The 16176-nt window shown below is 64.1% G+C and carries 16 protein-coding genes; 6 read left to right on the plus strand and 10 right to left on the minus strand.

The genetic code is table 11. The features are described 5' to 3' along the window. Positions 1 to 97: 97 nt before the first annotated feature. A complete protein-coding gene (locus A9762_RS09460; RefSeq protein WP_069341782.1) occupies positions 98 to 1732 on the minus strand; it encodes a hypothetical protein in 1635 nt (544 codons plus the stop codon). A gap of 172 nt (positions 1733 to 1904) precedes the next feature. Beyond that, positions 1905 to 2819: a helix-turn-helix domain-containing protein gene (locus A9762_RS09465; protein WP_069341895.1), complete on the minus strand. Its 915-nt coding sequence runs from the start codon at positions 2817 to 2819 to the stop codon at positions 1905 to 1907. 392 nt (positions 2820 to 3211) lie between these two features. On the opposite strand from A9762_RS09465, the gene A9762_RS09470 reads away from it, so the two are divergent. The 6 genes from A9762_RS09470 (at position 3212) to A9762_RS09495 (ending at position 9562) form a co-directional block, all read left to right on the plus strand. After that, the gene (locus tag A9762_RS09470; RefSeq protein WP_139133147.1) at positions 3212 to 4267 is read left to right on the plus strand and encodes a porin; all 1056 of its coding nucleotides are present in this window, start codon (positions 3212 to 3214) and stop codon (positions 4265 to 4267) included. Between the two features lie 205 nt (positions 4268 to 4472). After that, on the plus strand, positions 4473 to 4796 hold the full coding sequence (locus A9762_RS09475; protein ID WP_069341783.1) for a hypothetical protein: 324 nt from the start codon (positions 4473 to 4475) through the stop codon (positions 4794 to 4796). Between the two features lie 223 nt (positions 4797 to 5019). Beyond that, entirely contained in the window at positions 5020 to 6168 is a 1149-nt protein-coding gene (locus A9762_RS09480) for an MFS transporter (RefSeq protein WP_240493498.1), read from the plus strand. A gap of 96 nt (positions 6169 to 6264) precedes the next feature. Next, complete coding sequence (locus A9762_RS09485; RefSeq protein ID WP_083253782.1) at positions 6265 to 7224, plus strand: dihydroorotate dehydrogenase electron transfer subunit; 960 nt, start codon at positions 6265 to 6267, stop codon at positions 7222 to 7224. Then, positions 7217 to 8167, plus strand: a complete 951-nt coding sequence (locus A9762_RS09490; protein ID WP_069341785.1) for a dihydroorotate dehydrogenase — start codon at positions 7217 to 7219, stop codon at positions 8165 to 8167. The genes A9762_RS09485 and A9762_RS09490 overlap by 8 nt, the downstream gene beginning before the upstream one ends. Positions 8168 to 8248: 81 nt before the next feature. After that, positions 8249 to 9562 carry a hydantoinase/carbamoylase family amidase gene (locus tag A9762_RS09495; RefSeq protein WP_139133148.1) on the plus strand — a complete coding sequence of 438 codons (1314 nt, stop codon included), beginning with the start codon at positions 8249 to 8251 and terminating at the stop codon, positions 9560 to 9562. A gap of 143 nt (positions 9563 to 9705) precedes the next feature. On the opposite strand, the gene A9762_RS09500 is transcribed toward A9762_RS09495, so the two are convergent. From A9762_RS09500 to A9762_RS09525, 8 genes are all read right to left on the minus strand, one after another. Then, positions 9706 to 11166, minus strand: coding sequence for a M20 family metallopeptidase (locus tag A9762_RS09500; RefSeq protein WP_069341786.1), 1461 nt, complete (start codon positions 11164 to 11166; stop codon positions 9706 to 9708). 204 nt (positions 11167 to 11370) lie between these two features. Beyond that, positions 11371 to 11742: a hypothetical protein gene (locus tag A9762_RS09505; RefSeq protein ID WP_069341787.1), complete on the minus strand. Its 372-nt coding sequence runs from the start codon at positions 11740 to 11742 to the stop codon at positions 11371 to 11373. Continuing rightward, complete coding sequence (locus tag A9762_RS28895; RefSeq protein WP_157112269.1) at positions 11727 to 11894, minus strand: hypothetical protein; 168 nt, start codon at positions 11892 to 11894, stop codon at positions 11727 to 11729. Before A9762_RS28895 ends, A9762_RS09505 begins: the two co-directional genes overlap by 16 nt. 1250 nt (positions 11895 to 13144) lie before the next feature. Beyond that, complete coding sequence (locus A9762_RS09510) at positions 13145 to 13444, minus strand: hypothetical protein (RefSeq protein ID WP_069341788.1); 300 nt, start codon at positions 13442 to 13444, stop codon at positions 13145 to 13147. 101 nt (positions 13445 to 13545) lie between these two features. Beyond that, positions 13546 to 14469, minus strand: coding sequence for a DNA/RNA non-specific endonuclease (locus A9762_RS09515; protein WP_240493493.1), 924 nt, complete (start codon positions 14467 to 14469; stop codon positions 13546 to 13548). Between the two features lie 51 nt (positions 14470 to 14520). Further along, the gene (locus tag A9762_RS28900) at positions 14521 to 14679 is read right to left on the minus strand and encodes a hypothetical protein (protein ID WP_170836213.1); all 159 of its coding nucleotides are present in this window, start codon (positions 14677 to 14679) and stop codon (positions 14521 to 14523) included. Positions 14680 to 14839: 160 nt separating this feature from the next. Further along, positions 14840 to 15484 (minus strand): FMN-binding negative transcriptional regulator, encoded by a 645-nt coding sequence (locus tag A9762_RS09520; protein WP_069341789.1) that lies wholly within the window; start codon positions 15482 to 15484, stop codon positions 14840 to 14842. A gap of 179 nt (positions 15485 to 15663) precedes the next feature. Beyond that, a complete protein-coding gene (locus A9762_RS09525) occupies positions 15664 to 16083 on the minus strand; it encodes a DUF2501 domain-containing protein (protein ID WP_069341790.1) in 420 nt (139 codons plus the stop codon). Between the last annotated feature and the right edge of the window lie 93 nt (positions 16084 to 16176).

Raw genomic sequence — 16176 nt, forward strand, 5'->3', positions numbered from 1 at the left:
CCACGAAACTCGTGGCGGCCTGGTTCGGCTGACGAACCGGTCAACGCATCGGATGACCGACGTCGATACATTGCGCCGGGTTGTGCGTCAGATGGCGTCAGGTTGCATCTGGCGGCGGGGTCAGTGGCAACGGCGGCGGTGTCTCCGAAGGCGAGGCGACCTGCCGGTGTGTCTTCGGTCGTGCCCCGGTTCGCAACGCCATCGCTTCGGGTGTCTCGACCACTTGCGCGCGTGTGGTCGTTGCCGACGTCGCCACCGGCAACGGCACCGATCGCCCGGGTGGAACCGACTGAGGCACCGACCCTCGCGCCCCCCGTGGCCCCTGTGGCCCGCGCGACGGTTCCATCTGCGCCACACGCTCCGCCGAGGGGGAGCCTTCGAGGATCGCGCTCAGGCGTCCCGCTCTGCCTGGCTGCATACCGATGAACTGATCCGCGAACTGGCCTCTACGTGATGTCGGCGCCCGCCCATGCGATGTGCGCTGCGCCGACGATACGGCTGTCGCTGTCGCTGTCGCTGCCGGCGCATGCGCACCGAGCGCTCCCGCCTCCTTCGGAATCGTGCGCATCGGCACGGCATCGATCTCGTCTATGCCGGACAACTGCGGCGCCCCATCGATCGCGTCTAGACGACTGTCGTCGTGCACCGCGGGGGATGGTGTGACCGGCGCGCCGAGCAGGCGACCGCCGTCCGTCTCGCGGAGGTCGTCCTGCAAACCGCGAGCCACGTGCTTCCAGTTGTCGATCTCCAGCGCCCGCATGCCGAGCCACGACACAGTGCATTCCGGCGATGCCGTCTTCGCGCTGTGAAGCACCGTCGAATATTCGTAAAGGCCGAAGCCTCGGTCCCGGATGTCGGACAACGTCACCGGCCGGCCTGCGGGATAGCCGAGCAACAACGCCAGTCGCGCGGCATCGTTGCGTGCACGGATGTGGTTCTTCTGGAATCGGGATTTCGACGTCGCAGGCTTGAGGATCAGTCTGCTGCCGCGCACCTTGAGTCGAAGCGGTACGTCAGCCCCACCGTTCGACATCTCGCGCTGGGCCTCGCGCGCCATGTCGTTGAGCGCAATCAGCACATTGCGCTCGGCCTTGAGTTCGTTGAACGTTCGATCGTGCTGCGTCGTCGAGAGCACGAGCATCGTGTCGCGCATCTTCTTCATGTCGTGAAGACTGTGCTGCGCCATCGACTTCGCGGCCCCCTTGGGCACCCGGTCGACGACCGCCGTCATACGGTCGATCTCGTCGTTCACCTGCGCGATCTCGAGCAGTTGCACGATCACCGGCTCCGGGTCGAAGGTGCGTATGAACGGCCGGGGCTCGGGCGGCACACCGTAGCGCACCTGCCGCATGGCTTCGGTGCGCCCGTCTTCGAACGAGACGTCGCGCTCGATCCCGCGCTGAAACATGCTGTGCCAGCGCTCGACACGCTCACTCACCGCATTGGGAACCAGCGGCCGTCCGATCAGATCGTCGGCGATGAGTCGCTCGGCGTCGCGACACGCCTGCCAGTGCCCGAACGACAGACCGTCGGCATCCTGCAGGGTGCGCCGGCGCTCCGGGTACGATTGCCACGGCTTGCCGGAAGCCTCCGTCGTTGTCGTCACCGGCACGGCGCCCAACCGCTCGAAGTCCGATCCGAAGCTCGAACCGCACTCGCAGGGCAGCAACTTGCCGCCGGTGAGGACTGGCGCCGACGCCGCGCCTGATATTGACCCGAACAGTGTTCCCATCATTCATCTCCTATGAGCAAGGCCGGATGGCCTTCGGGCACGGAGACTAGTCAGGATTGCAGTGGGCGGATTTCGATTGTGGGGGATGCCTTCGTTTTGTGGCACCGGCTCAGGTGCCACGGCTACGCGGGTGACGGCGCCGCTGAATGCGATGCGCCGTCGCAGCCCGCCCTCAGAAGCGGGCGAGCAACTGACCGAGCAGGGCGGCGCCCTCTTTGCCCTTGGCCGAATCGGCCCACAGGCGGTCGATCATGGCGCGATACATGCCCACGCCGTCGGGCGAGGTGGTGATGGTCGCGATGCCGGTCCGCAGATTCGGCAACTCTCCCAGACGGAACGGCGAGACAGCCACATACGCCTCGCCTTGCGCTTCGAAGATCTGAAACGTCTCGTTGGGCATGTTGTCGCTGACGATCCCGATCTGCACGCCGGAGGTGTCCGCTTCGAGAAACTCGACGATGCGCGCCACTTCGCGTCGCGCGGCCATCTTCCGCTCAAGCTGCACACCCGGCGGCAGGCCCAGCCGACCGACCAGTCCGTGATGCAGGAACTGCTCGATCTGCCGCAGTCCGATCAGGCTCGTGACCGCCAGACGCTGACGCGAAAAGCTCGACTTGCGATCCTGCAAGATGCCGAGCACGCGATTGATCGTGTTTTCCCAATGCCGGTCGGCGAGCGTCGGCGGAATACTTTCCGCCAGCATGTGCCGCAGCCAGACGTCGTAATCGTCGGACGTGAGCAGGAACGAGATCGGATCGAAGTGCGCGACGATGCGCTCGGAACGACTCTCCAACTGGCGCATGCGCTCGAAGTAGCTCACCGCCGAGTCGTGATATTCCACTTCCACGCCGAGCAGGTTGGCCAGCGACACCCCCAACAGCGCCGCCAGACGCTCCAGCGTGTCGATCTTGACGATCTCGCCGCGCTCCAGCTTATAGATGGCGGCGCGCGAGATATCGAGTTGCTCCGCGACATCCTCACTGCGTAACTCCGCGGCCAGACGATAGGCACGCAGGCGCTCGCCAATGGCTCGGAAATTGAAACGCGCGCCTCGCGGCGCCCGGGATGTCGTTGCAGCTCGAGTCAAATCGCCCCCTGTGGAAAACCTCTTGGATACCGCGTCCCTGCGCAAGCCGATGATCGTCGCTGAACGTCGCAGGGCGTCGTGGACAGCCTCGACCCACATTGCGGTGCCGGGATTATACCGGTCGCGCGCCCCGCCTGACCGGCGACGCGTCGCGCGTCAACACTCGCCGAAATTCCCCTCCCTCACCGTGCGATGCGCACCACACTTCGGGCGGTCGAATATTTTTCCGATTGTCTAATTTTTTAGATATCCGCACGATTCCAGACACGGCTCCCCCGCCGCATGAGAATGCCGCCACTCGCAAACGGCCTCATGGCGCCGAGGGGGATGACCCAACGCGCAGGCGGTGATAGGCTGCGCGCCGTCCAGAAATTTATACAAACAAAGAGGGAATGATGAAAACCTGGCACAAGGTGGCTGGCGCCGCCGCATTGGGAGCGGCCGCACTCACGGGTACCGCGCATGCGCAATCGAGCGTGAACTTCTACGGTTTGGCAGACGCTTATGTCGGTTCGGTGAAGAACCCCGGCGGCAATGCCGCTGCGGTCCAGCAAGGCGGCGGCATGACGACGTCGTACTGGGGCCTGTCGGGCACGGAAGATCTCGGTGGCGGCAACAGTGCATTGTTCGTGCTGGAGAGCTACTTCCAGCCGAACAACGGCACGTACGGCCGCTTTGCAGGCGACAGCTTCTTCTCGCGCAACGCCTACGTCGGCCTGTCGAACACCACCTTGGGCACCTTCCGTCTGGGGCGCATCACCACGCCGATGTACCTCGCGACGATTCAGTTCAACCCGTTCAACAACTCGTACACCTTCTCGCCCATGATCTTCCACACCTACAAGGGTCTGGGGACGCAAGGCGTAGTGGGCGATTCGGCCTGGAACAACGCGGCGGCTTACACCACGCCGACCTACGCCGGTCTCGCCGGCACGTTGCTCTACGCCACGGGCAATAGCGCGCAGGACCACAGCGCGAAGAAGTGGGCCGCGGCCCTCACGTACGCCAACGGTCCGTTTGCGGCGGCCATCAACTACCAGTACGTGAACTTCAGCGCAACGCCCGGCGACTTCGGCGCGCAACTCCCCGGCGTGACCGGTCTGACGAATCAGAACACGGTGCAACTGGGCCTCTCGTACGATCTGTCGTTCGTGAAGCTCTTCGCGCAGTACATGCTCGTCGCCAGTCAGGCGGCCAGCGGCAACTTCCACGCGAACACGGGGCAGCTCGGCGCCTCGGTACCGGTCGGCCTCGGCAGCGTGCTCGCCTCGGTGGCCTACACCGGCTCGAACGGCTCGGGTGACAACCAACGCCGCACGACCTGGGCGCTCGGATACGACTATCCGCTGTCCAAGCGCACGGACGTCTACGTCGCATACAAGTACGACCATATGAGCGATATGTCGACGGGTCAGACGTACGGCGCAGGCATGCGCGTACGTTTCTGAACGCGGCCGACATCCGCTCATTACCCGGCATCGCGGCGGTGTGCTTTGCCAGACACCTCCGCGCTTGCCCGCGACGGCATCCGTCTTTGTGATGCCGCTCACGGCCGTCGCGGCCTTCCGACATCAGGGTTAGCCCCGATTATTTTCACCTTGCCCACGCTTTCGGGTTCAGTTAGTCTAAATATTTAGACAGATGGAGCACACGATGGATCTGCAACTCGCATGCGCCTGGTTACAGCGCGATACGGTCGGTCTGTCCGACATCGAGGATTTTGCCGCGCGCTGTCTGGATGCCTCGCGCACCGCCACACGTGAATCCGCTGCCTTGCTGTTGCTCGCCCAGGCGGCCCAGACCTTTGCCGAGCGTCAGTCGGGGATTGCCATCAGCGGCGACACCTTCCACGCGTTCCTCGCACGCACGAAAACGTACGCGACGATGTTGCGCGACGCCGCCGCCGAATCCGACGCCAGCTTTCTCGCCACACTCAATCACTTCGCCGCGCAGTCGACGACCGAGGTCTACGCGTGACGTCACGCGTTTTTTTCACTTGATCGTCTAAAAATATAGACAATTTGACGTTTGCCGTCGTGCGAATTCCATCGCTGGCAAACGTCTCCCACGGGAACCGATCATGGAAGCCAACCTGAACACGTCGAGCGCGCACCCCGCAGGCGCCTCACTCAAGGGCGCAGACGACACCGTCACGCCATACGCATGGAAAGCGCTCGCGGGCTCGGCCATCGGCTATGCGATGGATGGCTTCGATCTGCTGATTCTCGGCTTCATGCTGCCGGCCATCACGATTGGCCTGCACCTCACGGCAGGTCAGGCCGGTGCGCTGGTGACGTGGACGCTGATCGGCGCTGTCGTCGGCGGCATTCTGTTCGGAGCGCTATCGGATCGCTATGGCCGCGTGCGCATGCTGACATGGACGATTCTGCTGTTCGCCGTCTTCACGGGACTGTGCGCGCTGGCGCAGGGCTTCTGGGACCTGCTGGTCTATCGCACGATTGCGGGCATCGGTCTCGGTGGCGAATTCGGCATCGGCATGGCGCTCGCGGCAGAAGCATGGCCGGCGTCCAAGCGCGCCCGCGTCTCGTCGTACGTCGCCCTCGGCTGGCAGACGGGCGTGCTCGCCGCTGCCCTGCTCACGCCGCTGCTGCTCACGTACATCGGCTGGCGCGGCATGTTCGTCGTCGGCGTGCTGCCGGCGCTCGTTGCCTGGGTGCTGCGTAACAAGCTGCACGAACCGGAAGTGTTCGTGCGCCGCACCGACAAGACACCGTCGCACGGCAGCTCGAACGCATTCCGTCTGCTGGTGAAAGACGCCCGCACCACGCGTGTGAGTCTGGGCATCGTCATCCTGTGTTCGGTCCAGAACTTCGGCTACTACGGGATCATGATCTGGCTGCCGACGTTCCTCTCGCAGAAGCTCGGCTTCTCGCTCACGAAGTCCGGGCTTTGGACCGCCGTGACCGTGCTCGGCATGATGTTCGGCGTCTGGGCCTTCGGTCAGTTGGCCGACCGCATCGGCCGACGTCCCACGTTCCTGCTGTATCAGGCGGGTGCGGTCGTCATGGTGATTCTCTACTCGCAGTTGACCGACCCGACCGTGATGCTCTTCGCAGGCGCCTTCATGGGGATGTTCGTGAACGGCATGGTCGGCGGCTACGGCACGCTCATGTCCGAGGCGTATCCCACGGCCGCCCGTGCGACCGCGCAGAACGTGCTGTGGAACATCGGACGCGCCATCGGCGGGCTCGGACCGCTCGTCGTGGGCGCCCTCGCCGCGCGCTACTCGTTCCAGATCGCCATTGCGCTGCTCGCCAGCCTTTACGTGCTCGACATGATCGCCACGCGCTTCCTGATCCCCGAGCTCAAGGGCGCGGAACTCGAATAACCACCAGAGCCGCGACCGGAACGACGACGGCAGCAGGCACAACGCCTTCGCCACGTCCACGCCGTTCAGCGCCTTCCCCCACTATTCGGAGACTCCATGTCAGTCGTTTCTCTGACGTCCCTCAATGCCACCCGCGCGATGACGCCGGTGCACTCGGACACGTGTCACCGGCAGGACAGCCATGACACGCACCGCACCGATACGGCGACCTGCGGCGTGGCCAACGGCGCGAGCGTCGCCACGCATCGCTGCCGGGTGCTCAGTCACCACGCGGTGAACGCGCGCTATCGTTACCTGCGTTTGCAGGCCGACGCCGACGTCGCGCTCACCACGCGCCCCGGACAGTTCTATCAGTTGAAGTGCCCGGTGACGGACAACGAAGCGCCGTTCCTGCTGCGCCCGATGAGTGTGTACGGCGTCGGCCCCGAGCCGGACACCATCGAGTTTCTCTACAACGTGACCGGCGTGGGCACCCGTGCGCTCGCCACGCTTGCCGAAGGTGCAACGCTCGATATCGTCGGCCCGCTCGGCAATACCTTTACGCTCAATTCCGACTGGAAGCGCGTGATGTTCGTCGCACGCGGTGTGGGTCTCGCGACGATGGCGCCGCTGGTGCAGCGCGCCGCAGCCGCCGGATTGCAGTTGACGGTCGTGATGTCCGCTCGCAGCGAGGCCGATCTGATGCGCGACGAATTCCTGCGCTCGCCCGAAGCCCGCGCCCTGGCCGACGTGCACTGCGTGTTCGACAGCGACGGCTCGTCGTCCGTCGACGCCCTGGCGCCGCGCGTGCGCGCGCTGCTCGCCGCTACGCCGCACGACGCCGTCTACACCTGCGGCTCGCATCGTCTGCTGATGCTGCTCCAGCGTGTGATCGAAGCGCATCCCGGCATGACCGCCGAAGTCGCGATGGAGCAACGCATGGCGTGCGGCATGGGCGTGTGCCTGTCGTGCGTGCGCCTGTTCGATTGCGACGGTGACAAGCAATTCCTGCGCGTGTGCCGTGAAGGCCCTGTTTTCCCGATTCGTGATGTCGTTGGCGAGGTGGACTTTGGCTGATCTTTCCGTTCGCATCGGTTCGCTGACGCTGCGCAATCCCGTGATGCCCGCGTCGGGCTGCTTCGCCGTCGAATACGCCGAAGCGCTCGATCTGAACCGGCTCGGTGCGCTCGTCATCAAGAGCGTGTCCCCCAACTCGCGCGCCGGGAATCCGACGCCACGCGTGGCCGAAACGGCCAGCGGCATGCTCAACTCCATCGGCATTCCCAGCAAGGGGCTCGACGCCTATCGCCGCGACGTGCTGCCCGCCTACACCCGCTTCGACACGCCCGTCGTCGTGTCCGTCTCGGCCGACACGGCGGAATCGTTCGCCGAAGCCTGCGAGACACTCTCGCTGCCGGAAGTCGCCGCGATCGAGGCGAACATCTCCTGCCCCAATCTCGAAGCGGACGGCATGGCCTTCGCGATGCAGGCGGAAAGCACGTACAAGGCAGTCAGCGCGATCCGGCGTCGCACGTCGCACCCGTTGTGGGTGAAGCTCACGCCCAACGCCGGACAGATCGCGCTGATCGCGCGTGCGGCGGAAGACGCCGGCGCCGACGCCATCGTCATGGGCAATACGGTGCTCGGCATGGCGATCGACGTGCGCACACGCAAGCCGAAACTCGGCAATGTGATGGGCGGCCTCTCGGGTCCCGCGATCAAACCGCTGGCCGTGCGGCTCGTGCATCAATGTCATCGCGCGGTGCGCATTCCGATCATCGGCTGCGGCGGGATCGAGACAGCGGACGATGCGGTCGAATTCATGCTCGCCGGTGCGAGCGCGGTACAGGTCGGCACAGCGTCGTTCCGCGATCCCGCCGTCATGGGGCATATCGTCGACGGCGTCGCCGCGTACTGCGACACCCAAGGCGTAGAGAAGCTCGCGTCGCTCACCGGCGGTGTCGCCCTCGACGCCCAGCTGACCGACCGCTGGCTGCGCTTCGCGCAACAGTCGGGCTGAGACGTTACGCGATTATCCGAACGTCATGGCAAAGCACTACCTGCAACCCTCGCACGGCATCACGCGAAAAGAAGCACACTCATGGAACTGAACGCGGAACTGAACGCGGATCTGAACGCCGCCCCGAATGCGGAACCGACGCTGGAACCGGACGCACTGGCCTCGCTGGCCGGGCAACTCTTTAGCGACCTGCGTCGCCTCGGCAGCGATGGCGTCGGCATCACCCGCGACAGCTACGGTGACGGCGAAAACGCGGCGGCGGCGTATCTCACGGAATGGGCCGGACACCACGGCCTTGCCGTCACCCGCGACCGCGCCGCCAACCTGATCTTCACGCTGCCAGAAGATACCGGCGACGCCCCTGCCACATGGATCGGCTCGCATCTCGACTCCGTCCCGCAAGGCGGCAACTACGACGGACTGGCAGGCATCGTCGCCGGTCTGCTGTGCCTCGTCGAGCAGCGGCGCAGCGGGCGTCATACCGCCACACCGGTGCGTGTGCTGGCGTTGCGCGGCGAAGAAAGCGCATGGTTCGGTCGCGCTTACATGGGATCGAGCGCGCTGTTCGGCAAGCTGACGGATGCCGATCTGGCCATGCCGCATCGCACGCACGGCCGCTCGCTCGGTGACTGCATGGCGCAGGCCGGCGCCGACGTCGACGCGATTCGCGCAGGCGAGACGCTCTTCGATGCGTCGCGCGCCAGAACGTGGCTGGAGCTTCACATCGAGCAGGGGCCGGTGATGATCGCGCGCAAGATGCCCGTGGCGATCGTACCCGGCATTCGCGGCAACGTGCGTCACAATCGCGTGTCGTGCATCGGCGAAGCCGGACACTCGGGTGCGGTGCCGCGCTGGCTGCGTCACGACGCCATGTTCGCGGTGGCCGATCTCATCACGCGTCTGGACGAACACTGGCGTGCGCTGCTCGAGCGTGGCATCGACATGGTCGTGACGACCGGCATCGTCGGCACCGATCCCGCCGAGCACGCCATTTCGCGCATCCCCGGCAAGGTCGATTTCAGTCTGGAAGTCCGCAGCCAGAGTCCCGACACGCTCGATGTCTTCTATGAACTGATGCGCACCGAGTGCCGCGCCATCGAGCGCGATCGCGGCGTGAAATTCGTCTTCGACCGGCGGTTGTCGTCGGCACCCGCGATCATGGACAAGCACGTGTCGTCTGTGCTTGAAGACGTGTGCCGTTCGTTCGATCTTCCGCAGGAACGCGTGCCGAGCGGCGCGGGGCACGACGCCGCGATCTTTGCCAACGCCGGGATTCCAAGCGGCATGGTGTTCGTGCGTAATGCCAACGGCTCGCACAACCCCGCCGAGCACATGGACCTCGACGACTTCATGCGCGGCGTGCAGGTCATGGAAGCCGCGACGCACCGCCTTTGATCGCTGGCGATCCATCTCCCGGCATCGAACGCAAAACGCACAAACGCAAAACGGGCCGCATAAGTGCGGCCCGTTTTGCATCGACTTCGCATCGACTTGCGTGCGCGCGGTGTACAGGCCGTATGACCTGCGCGCGCTGTGACTTACGGCGCCAGCGCGATGACTTCCGCCACGGCCGCCGTGAGCTTCTTCGCATACGGCACATGCAGGAACTCGTTCGGCCCGTGCGCGTTCGACTTCGGGCCAAGCACGCCGCACACCATGAATTGCGCCGTCGGGAAGCCCGCTTGCAGGGTGTTCATCAGCGGAATGGTGCCGCCCTGGCCGATGTAAGCCACGTCCGCCCCGTAGTGACGTTGCGACGCGGTGTTCAGCGCGGAAGTCAGCCACGGTGCAACGTCCGGCGCATTCCAGCCTGAAGCCGCGCCGGCGTCGGACTTGAACGTCACCTTGGCGTTGTACGGCGGATCGACTTCGAGCAACGCCTTGAGCTCCTGCACGGCCTGCGCGGCATCGATGAGCGGCGGCAAACGCAGCGACAGCTTGAACGCCGTGCGCGGACGCAGCACGTTGCCCGCGTCGGCCAGCGCCGGCAGCCCGGCCGCGCCCGTCACCGACAGCGACGGACGCCACGTCGAATTGAGCAGCGCTTCCTGCGGGTCGGTCGTCGTCGGCAAGACCGACAGGCCGTCCTGACCGCAGGCCCACGGCATCTTCTTCCAGACGTCGTCGCCGAGAATGTGCGCCGTAGCTTCGGCCTCCTTCAGACGTTGCAGCGGAATCGGGCTATGGAAGCCTTTTGGCAGGACGGTGCCGCTGCCCGCGTCTTCCAGACGCTCGAACAACTGACGCATGATCCGGAAGCTCGACGGCGCAATGCCGCCGTAACCGCCCGAATGGATGCCCTCGTCCAGCACCTGCACTTCGAGGCTGCCGGAAATCAGGCCGCGCAGCGAAGTCGTCAGCCACAACTGGTCGTAATTGCCCGCGCCCGAGTCGAGGCACACGACGAGGCTCACCCGACCGAGACGCTCGCGCAAAGCGTCGACGTACGGCAGCAAGTCGTAGCTGCCCGACTCCTCGCATGTCTCGATGAGTCCCACGCAGCGCGGACGCTCCACGCCCTGCGCGTCGAGCGCAGCCAGGGCCGTCACGCTCGAATAGATCGCGTAGCCGTCGTCGGCACCGCCGCGACCGTAGAGCTTGCCGTCCTCGAACTTGGGCGTCCACGGCCCGAGGTCCTTGCGCCAGCCGTCGAACTCCGGCTGCTTATCCAGATGCCCGTAGAGCACGATCGTCTCGGTGCTGCCCGAGCGCGTGGCCGGCGCTTCGAAGAAGATCACCGGCGTGCGGCCCTCCAGACGAATCACTTCGAGCTTCAGCCCCTTCACGGGTTGGCGCTCAGCCCACTGCGCGGCGTCGCGCACCACACGATCGATGTAACCGTTGCGCGCCCAGTCGGCGTCGAAGCCCGGGCTTTTGGCGGGCACAGCAATGTAATCGGTCAGTGCGTGCAGGATTTCGTCGTTCCATTTGCGTTCGACGAATTCACGCAATGCCGCCGTGTCGAGCGACGGCTGAGTCGGGGTGACGGTATCGGTCATGGGAATGTCCTGGGGGATGGGCTTCGGGGGATGTCTGGATGACGGCGACAGGTCGCGCGCCAATATGTCGTCATGATAGCCATTCCGACCGCGTGTGGCGACCGGACGGCAAGACGCCGGGAGCGTGCCGTCGTACGAAGGCGCGAGCCGCTGCACAGTCGCACAGCGCTCGACGTCGGTCGAAGAACGGAGGGATGGGGGTTGTCAGTTACCGGTGCCCGGCGGCCCGAAGCGGAACACGATCTCGCCCGCTGCCCCGCTGGCCTTGACGCACGTTGCCGACTGCGTGCCCTTGCCGGACACGTCTACCGAATGTTCGGCGTCCGCCGCGTTGCAGCGCCAGTAAAACGTCACCGGTCGTTCGCAACGGTTCGTCACTTCGTACCGGTAGTCGGTGACATTCGCAGGTAGCGCACGTATCGCGCCGCATGGCTGACCGCCGCTATCGAGCGGTTCGGTCGGCATCGACGCTGTCTGCGCGTACACGGACCCGCTCGCCGCAACGGCGAGGAGTACCAGCAAGCCAGCCATCCCCGAGTGATGCTTCGCGTTCGCGCGCATCAGATCCAGCGCCATGCGATGGCGATGGCCCCGATGGCGACGCCAATCGAGATGACCACGCCAAACCATGCCAACTGTGCACGCCGCGCCCGGCGGCGGCTGGATTCCGAAGTGTCGTAGAAACGACCTAATCCGCCCGAGTACAGCTTTTCCCAGCGAATTTCCATGGCGCACCTCACAAATCAATCAAACCGGCCCGCACTGCTTGTTCTTTTCTTCTTTATCGAAACTTTTGAGGCGCAAGACAATTCGGATAAATCCGGGCAAGTCAGGTAACCAGCAACACCCGAAATCTTCCTGAAATTCCGACGCCGCGCTTTCGCCTCAAGATCGCACTATTCTTCTGGAATTGCAATAGCGTGAACTCGTAGAATGCGACGCAGAAACCACGAGAGACCACGTCATCGACGATAGATATCGACGCGTAAAGTGTGCTTTATCGTAAAGCACCACCTGTCTTTAACGTGGAATTTTGAACGACTCAGGGAATTTTGCCCGAACAGTATTTAGGGCAGAAGAATAGGTCTGTAACAAAACGTTTCAAATACGGGATGGACACCCGTTCTAATCGCCCGATTGAAAGTGCAAATCGAGGCGTGCCGTGACGCTTGCAAAGCGCGTCCCGCAGAGGCGACCGAAGGGAATGATTCAGAAGCGAATCACGGGAATCGTGAAAGGCAACGTAGCGCGGCAATCCGCCGGAGGCGGTGCCGCGCACGAAAAGGAAGGGGGTGTGACTTTAGCGTCCCAGGAAGGCCGCACCTACTGACAACAGGACGAAACCGCCGACGCTACAGGCGATCGCGATTGCCAACAGGCGTTGAAAGAGTTGCTCGCGCTCACTTGCGCTGCGACGGGAACGGGGTGCATCGTGATGAATCGTTCCCCAACCACTCGAATACACTTTTTTCCAACGGATGTGCATAGAAAACCTCGCGTTGTTTAGTGTTCGTAGCCTTGCCGGTCATCGATTCACATGATCGGAATCGACGAGACGCAGGGCTAGTATGCGCTTTGTCTGCGAGCGGTAAACCCCCTATCTGTGCTGCGTCGCCGCAAGCAAAACACGGGATTCGTATGGTTTTCGAGACGTGAAGGTGGCACGGCAAAAACCGTCACCGTGACGCGATTCGTGATTTTTGTCGGCGAGTGTCAATGCGACAGAATGTCGCAGATGCGACAAGTTGTCGCGCAACCCGCATGAACCGTGGAATTCGCAAAATTCCGAAGGGCGTTACGCAAGGCGTGTCGCAGGCAACGCCTGCCCGATAAGGCAGGCGTCCAGAACCGGCATGAGGGAATCGGCGCGGCATGGGAAGGGTTTCGTGCAGCGCAACATCGATTCTTTAAATATGCGACAGATTTGGGGTAAATCCCGGGGCAAGGTGAGTGCCCCACCCCACGTGGCTCACTTCAGTCAAGATTCAAACGGATTTCGAACCGGCCTGGCGGTCGTCCCGGCTGGCGTTTGCGCCTTTTCGGGCAGGTCCGCACTCGCCAACGTTGCCACGATGGCATCGACAACCGCCTTGAGCGCCTGCGCCTGGCGCAGCCCTTCGGCGTCGCGACGCAGCTCGAGATTACCGAAGATGGCGACGTAGTCGGTGTGGTTTTCGACGTTCAGTTCACCGAGCGTTAGGGCGTCGGCGTCGTTGGCGAACGGTGCGAAACCGGCCGTAGCCGAAGCGGAAGCAGAAGCAGAAGACGGGGTCGACATGGAAAACTCCTGAATCGGGGGGAAATCAGTCGTGAAAGGGCTTGAGCCGCAGGTCGCCCGGCAACGTCCAGCGCAACCGGCCCGGGACGCTACCGTGACGCTCAGCGAATGATCGTACGCAGGAAGTCGAGCACGGTCTGCACCTCCCGATACGTCGGCACGTCCGGCTCACGCTTGCGCTTGCTGCCACCGCCCGCGGCTTTCGGTGCGGGCAGCGACATCGCCGTTTTCTTCACGTTCGCGGGCATGCCGGGGAAGAAATCGATCCCGGCCAATGTCTCGAGTTCAGCCACGCTCACGACCGAATAATCGCCCGTGGCTTCATTCGCGACAAGATACGCGCCCGCCTGCTTGCGCTTCGGGTCGTAGACGACCTTGAACAACTGCGTGGGCACCATCACACGATCACCGACCTGCGTGATCGTCTTGCCCTTGAAAAGCGGTCCGGTGATGACGAACAATTCGCCGCGATCCTGCGCGAGCTTGCGCACGCTCGACTCGATGCCGGCCCACAGGTAGCGATTGTTCTCGCTGTTCTGCGGCACCATGTTCGACAGCGAAAAGCTCTCGGACTGCGCTTGCGCATCCGGCATGTCCGCCGACGGCGCCATATGCCCCCGGTCGTAACCCGAACGCACGTAATCGCGCAACTCCGCGCGTTCCCCCGGCGGAAGCTGCGCTTCGGCGTGGAAACTGTTCACGCGCGAGATCTGACGGGCATCGCTCAGGTTGGCGCGCGTGAGATGCTCGGCTGACCAGAGCGGCGTGCGCGTAACGCCCGAGTGCATGACGCCGAACGCGCTGAAGCACACCTCGCGCGCCGCGCGTGTCATGGCGCTGTTCGTGATATCCGGCGCGGTGCCGGACCAGTAGTGATTGCCGCACGCGCTCGCGGCGGCTTGGGCGTCGCGCGGCGCGGCGCCAAAGGCCACGACAGCGACTGCGGTGGAGATAACCAACTGCCCGGCCATCGCGCGCAAGCGGCTTGCGCGCACTGCGGTGACCGTCCATCGAGACTGCTTCATCGCACTGCTTAGGGGAGGATGTAAGGGGGTGCGATTGTAGCGGATGAACGGCTATTCGGGGACCACGTTCCCCGCGCCATAGGCAGCGCATTGCAACGTCTGAGCGGGGCCGAGGTTGTCGCACTCATCCGCCTGCGCGCTCGGCAACCATGCCTGCTCGAGAAAGAGCAGGCAGAGCATCAGCGCGAGCATGAGGAGCAGCGTTTTCATTGCGGCATCCGAGTTGGGTTGCCGCATTGTATGCGGGGATCGCAGCGCGAAACCGGTCGCCGTGAGACGGAATTGTTTCGTTTCGTTACCAGCGCTCCGGCATGACGAGATGCGCCCCGCGCGAGCCAAAGCCCATCACGACGCCAACCAGCTCAGGCACTCACGCGCCGGGCACGTCGCCGCGTTTTGCGACGAGCGCCGCCAAAGCTTCGCTCGACGGCCCTTCGGCGCGCAAACCATTCACCACGCCCACACGATCGGGCATCGGCCGGTTCTGCGACATCTTGAACTTGCCTTCGATGCGGCGAATCGGAATCTCCACACCGACGATAGCGCGCAGCATGCTATCTACGTAGTCCGCCGGCGCATCCTCCACAGCCCACGGTGCCGGACGTCCCTGCTCCTGCGACTGCGTGAGATCGCCGACGAGACGCCGCAGCCAGGCCGCGTCGTCGATCACGCGCGGTGTGCCCCACACGTGCACGGCGGCATAGTTCCACGTCGGCACGACCTTGCCATGTTCGGCCTTGGCCGCGTACCACGATGGCGTGATGTATCCCTGCGCGCCGGTGAACGCGACCAGACACTCATCGACATCGCGCAATGCCGCGCCATGCGGATTGGCGCGGGCCAGATGTCCGCGCAGCGTACCGAACTCGCCCTCCTGCGCGTACATCAGGAACGGGATCGAATCGGCGATCAGCCCCTGTGCGCCCGCACTTACCAGCAGGCCGAGCGGATGCTGGCGAATCAGATCGTGCAGGACTTCGGGACGATCTTCAGTGAAAGCGGCGGGCTGATACATCGATGACTCCGGTCAAAGGCGGCGGGTGGGGAATGACGCTTAGCGTACGTCCAGGCGTGGCCCGGCGCAAAGACCCAATCGATGGAATTTTTTTGATGCCACGACGGCGAGTCACGCCGCCGGGGGCATACACGACGGACCACCGGCGTGGCCCGTCTCGTACGGCGTGATGCCCGTCGTCAGAGGAAGGACTTGGCCTGATCGAGCACCTTGTCGCAGACCTTGCGCGTGAGCTGTTCCTTGAGGCCACCGCCGTTCAGGTCGACGGTCTTGCCGTCCGGCGACGACAGCATGCCTTTGACGCCGTCGAGATACCCCGGGCTGGCGGCGGCCGATCCCGACTGCGTACCGATCTTGCCGAGCAACTTGTCTTTCACGTCGGTTGCGGAATCGAGATTCGCGCCACCGAGATAGTTGTTCTTGATGCAGAACTGGAGCACGCCGGTCGCATTGCCGATGCTGCTCGACGTCAGCGATCCCGACGACGCCAGCCCGCCCAGTCCGCCCGGCAGCCCGCCGGCGCTACCGCCTGAAGTGCCGCCTGAAGTGCCGCCACCTACGGCGTTCTTCAGCAGATCGAGCTGGGCATGCGCCGACATCGGCACACCGAGCGCCGTTACCAGCGCGAAGCCGATCGCCCCTATCCGTACACCTCGTGCACCTGTCCGTGCCCATCGAGTGAAACCGGTGCG

It is taken from the genome of Pandoraea sp. ISTKB (assembly GCF_001721285.1).
In the GTDB taxonomy this organism is placed as follows: domain Bacteria; phylum Pseudomonadota; class Gammaproteobacteria; order Burkholderiales; family Burkholderiaceae; genus Pandoraea; species Pandoraea capi.

Bases quoted from the DNA above. Each gene is read 5' to 3' on its own strand.
- A9762_RS09460 (WP_069341782.1), bottom strand. From the start codon at position 1,732: ATGGGAACACTGTTCGGGTCAATATCAGGCGCGGCGTCGGCGCCAGTC.
- A9762_RS09470 (WP_139133147.1), top strand. From the start codon at position 3,212: ATGATGAAAACCTGGCACAAGGTGGCTGGCGCCGCCGCATTGGGAGCG.
- A9762_RS09475 (WP_069341783.1), top strand. From the start codon at position 4,473: ATGGATCTGCAACTCGCATGCGCCTGGTTACAGCGCGATACGGTCGGT.
- A9762_RS09480 (WP_240493498.1), top strand. From the start codon at position 5,020: ATGGATGGCTTCGATCTGCTGATTCTCGGCTTCATGCTGCCGGCCATC.
- A9762_RS09485 (WP_083253782.1), top strand. From the start codon at position 6,265: ATGTCAGTCGTTTCTCTGACGTCCCTCAATGCCACCCGCGCGATGACG.
- A9762_RS09495 (WP_139133148.1), top strand. From the start codon at position 8,249: ATGGAACTGAACGCGGAACTGAACGCGGATCTGAACGCCGCCCCGAAT.
- A9762_RS09500 (WP_069341786.1), bottom strand. From the start codon at position 11,166: ATGACCGATACCGTCACCCCGACTCAGCCGTCGCTCGACACGGCGGCA.
- A9762_RS09505 (WP_069341787.1), bottom strand. From the start codon at position 11,742: ATGGCGCTGGATCTGATGCGCGCGAACGCGAAGCATCACTCGGGGATG.
- A9762_RS28895 (WP_157112269.1), bottom strand. From the start codon at position 11,894: ATGGAAATTCGCTGGGAAAAGCTGTACTCGGGCGGATTAGGTCGTTTC.
- A9762_RS09510 (WP_069341788.1), bottom strand. From the start codon at position 13,444: ATGTCGACCCCGTCTTCTGCTTCTGCTTCCGCTTCGGCTACGGCCGGT.
- A9762_RS09515 (WP_240493493.1), bottom strand. From the start codon at position 14,469: ATGAAGCAGTCTCGATGGACGGTCACCGCAGTGCGCGCAAGCCGCTTG.
- A9762_RS28900 (WP_170836213.1), bottom strand. From the start codon at position 14,679: ATGAAAACGCTGCTCCTCATGCTCGCGCTGATGCTCTGCCTGCTCTTT.
- A9762_RS09520 (WP_069341789.1), bottom strand. From the start codon at position 15,484: ATGTATCAGCCCGCCGCTTTCACTGAAGATCGTCCCGAAGTCCTGCAC.
- A9762_RS09525 (WP_069341790.1), bottom strand. From the start codon at position 16,083: ATGTCGGCGCATGCCCAGCTCGATCTGCTGAAGAACGCCGTAGGTGGC.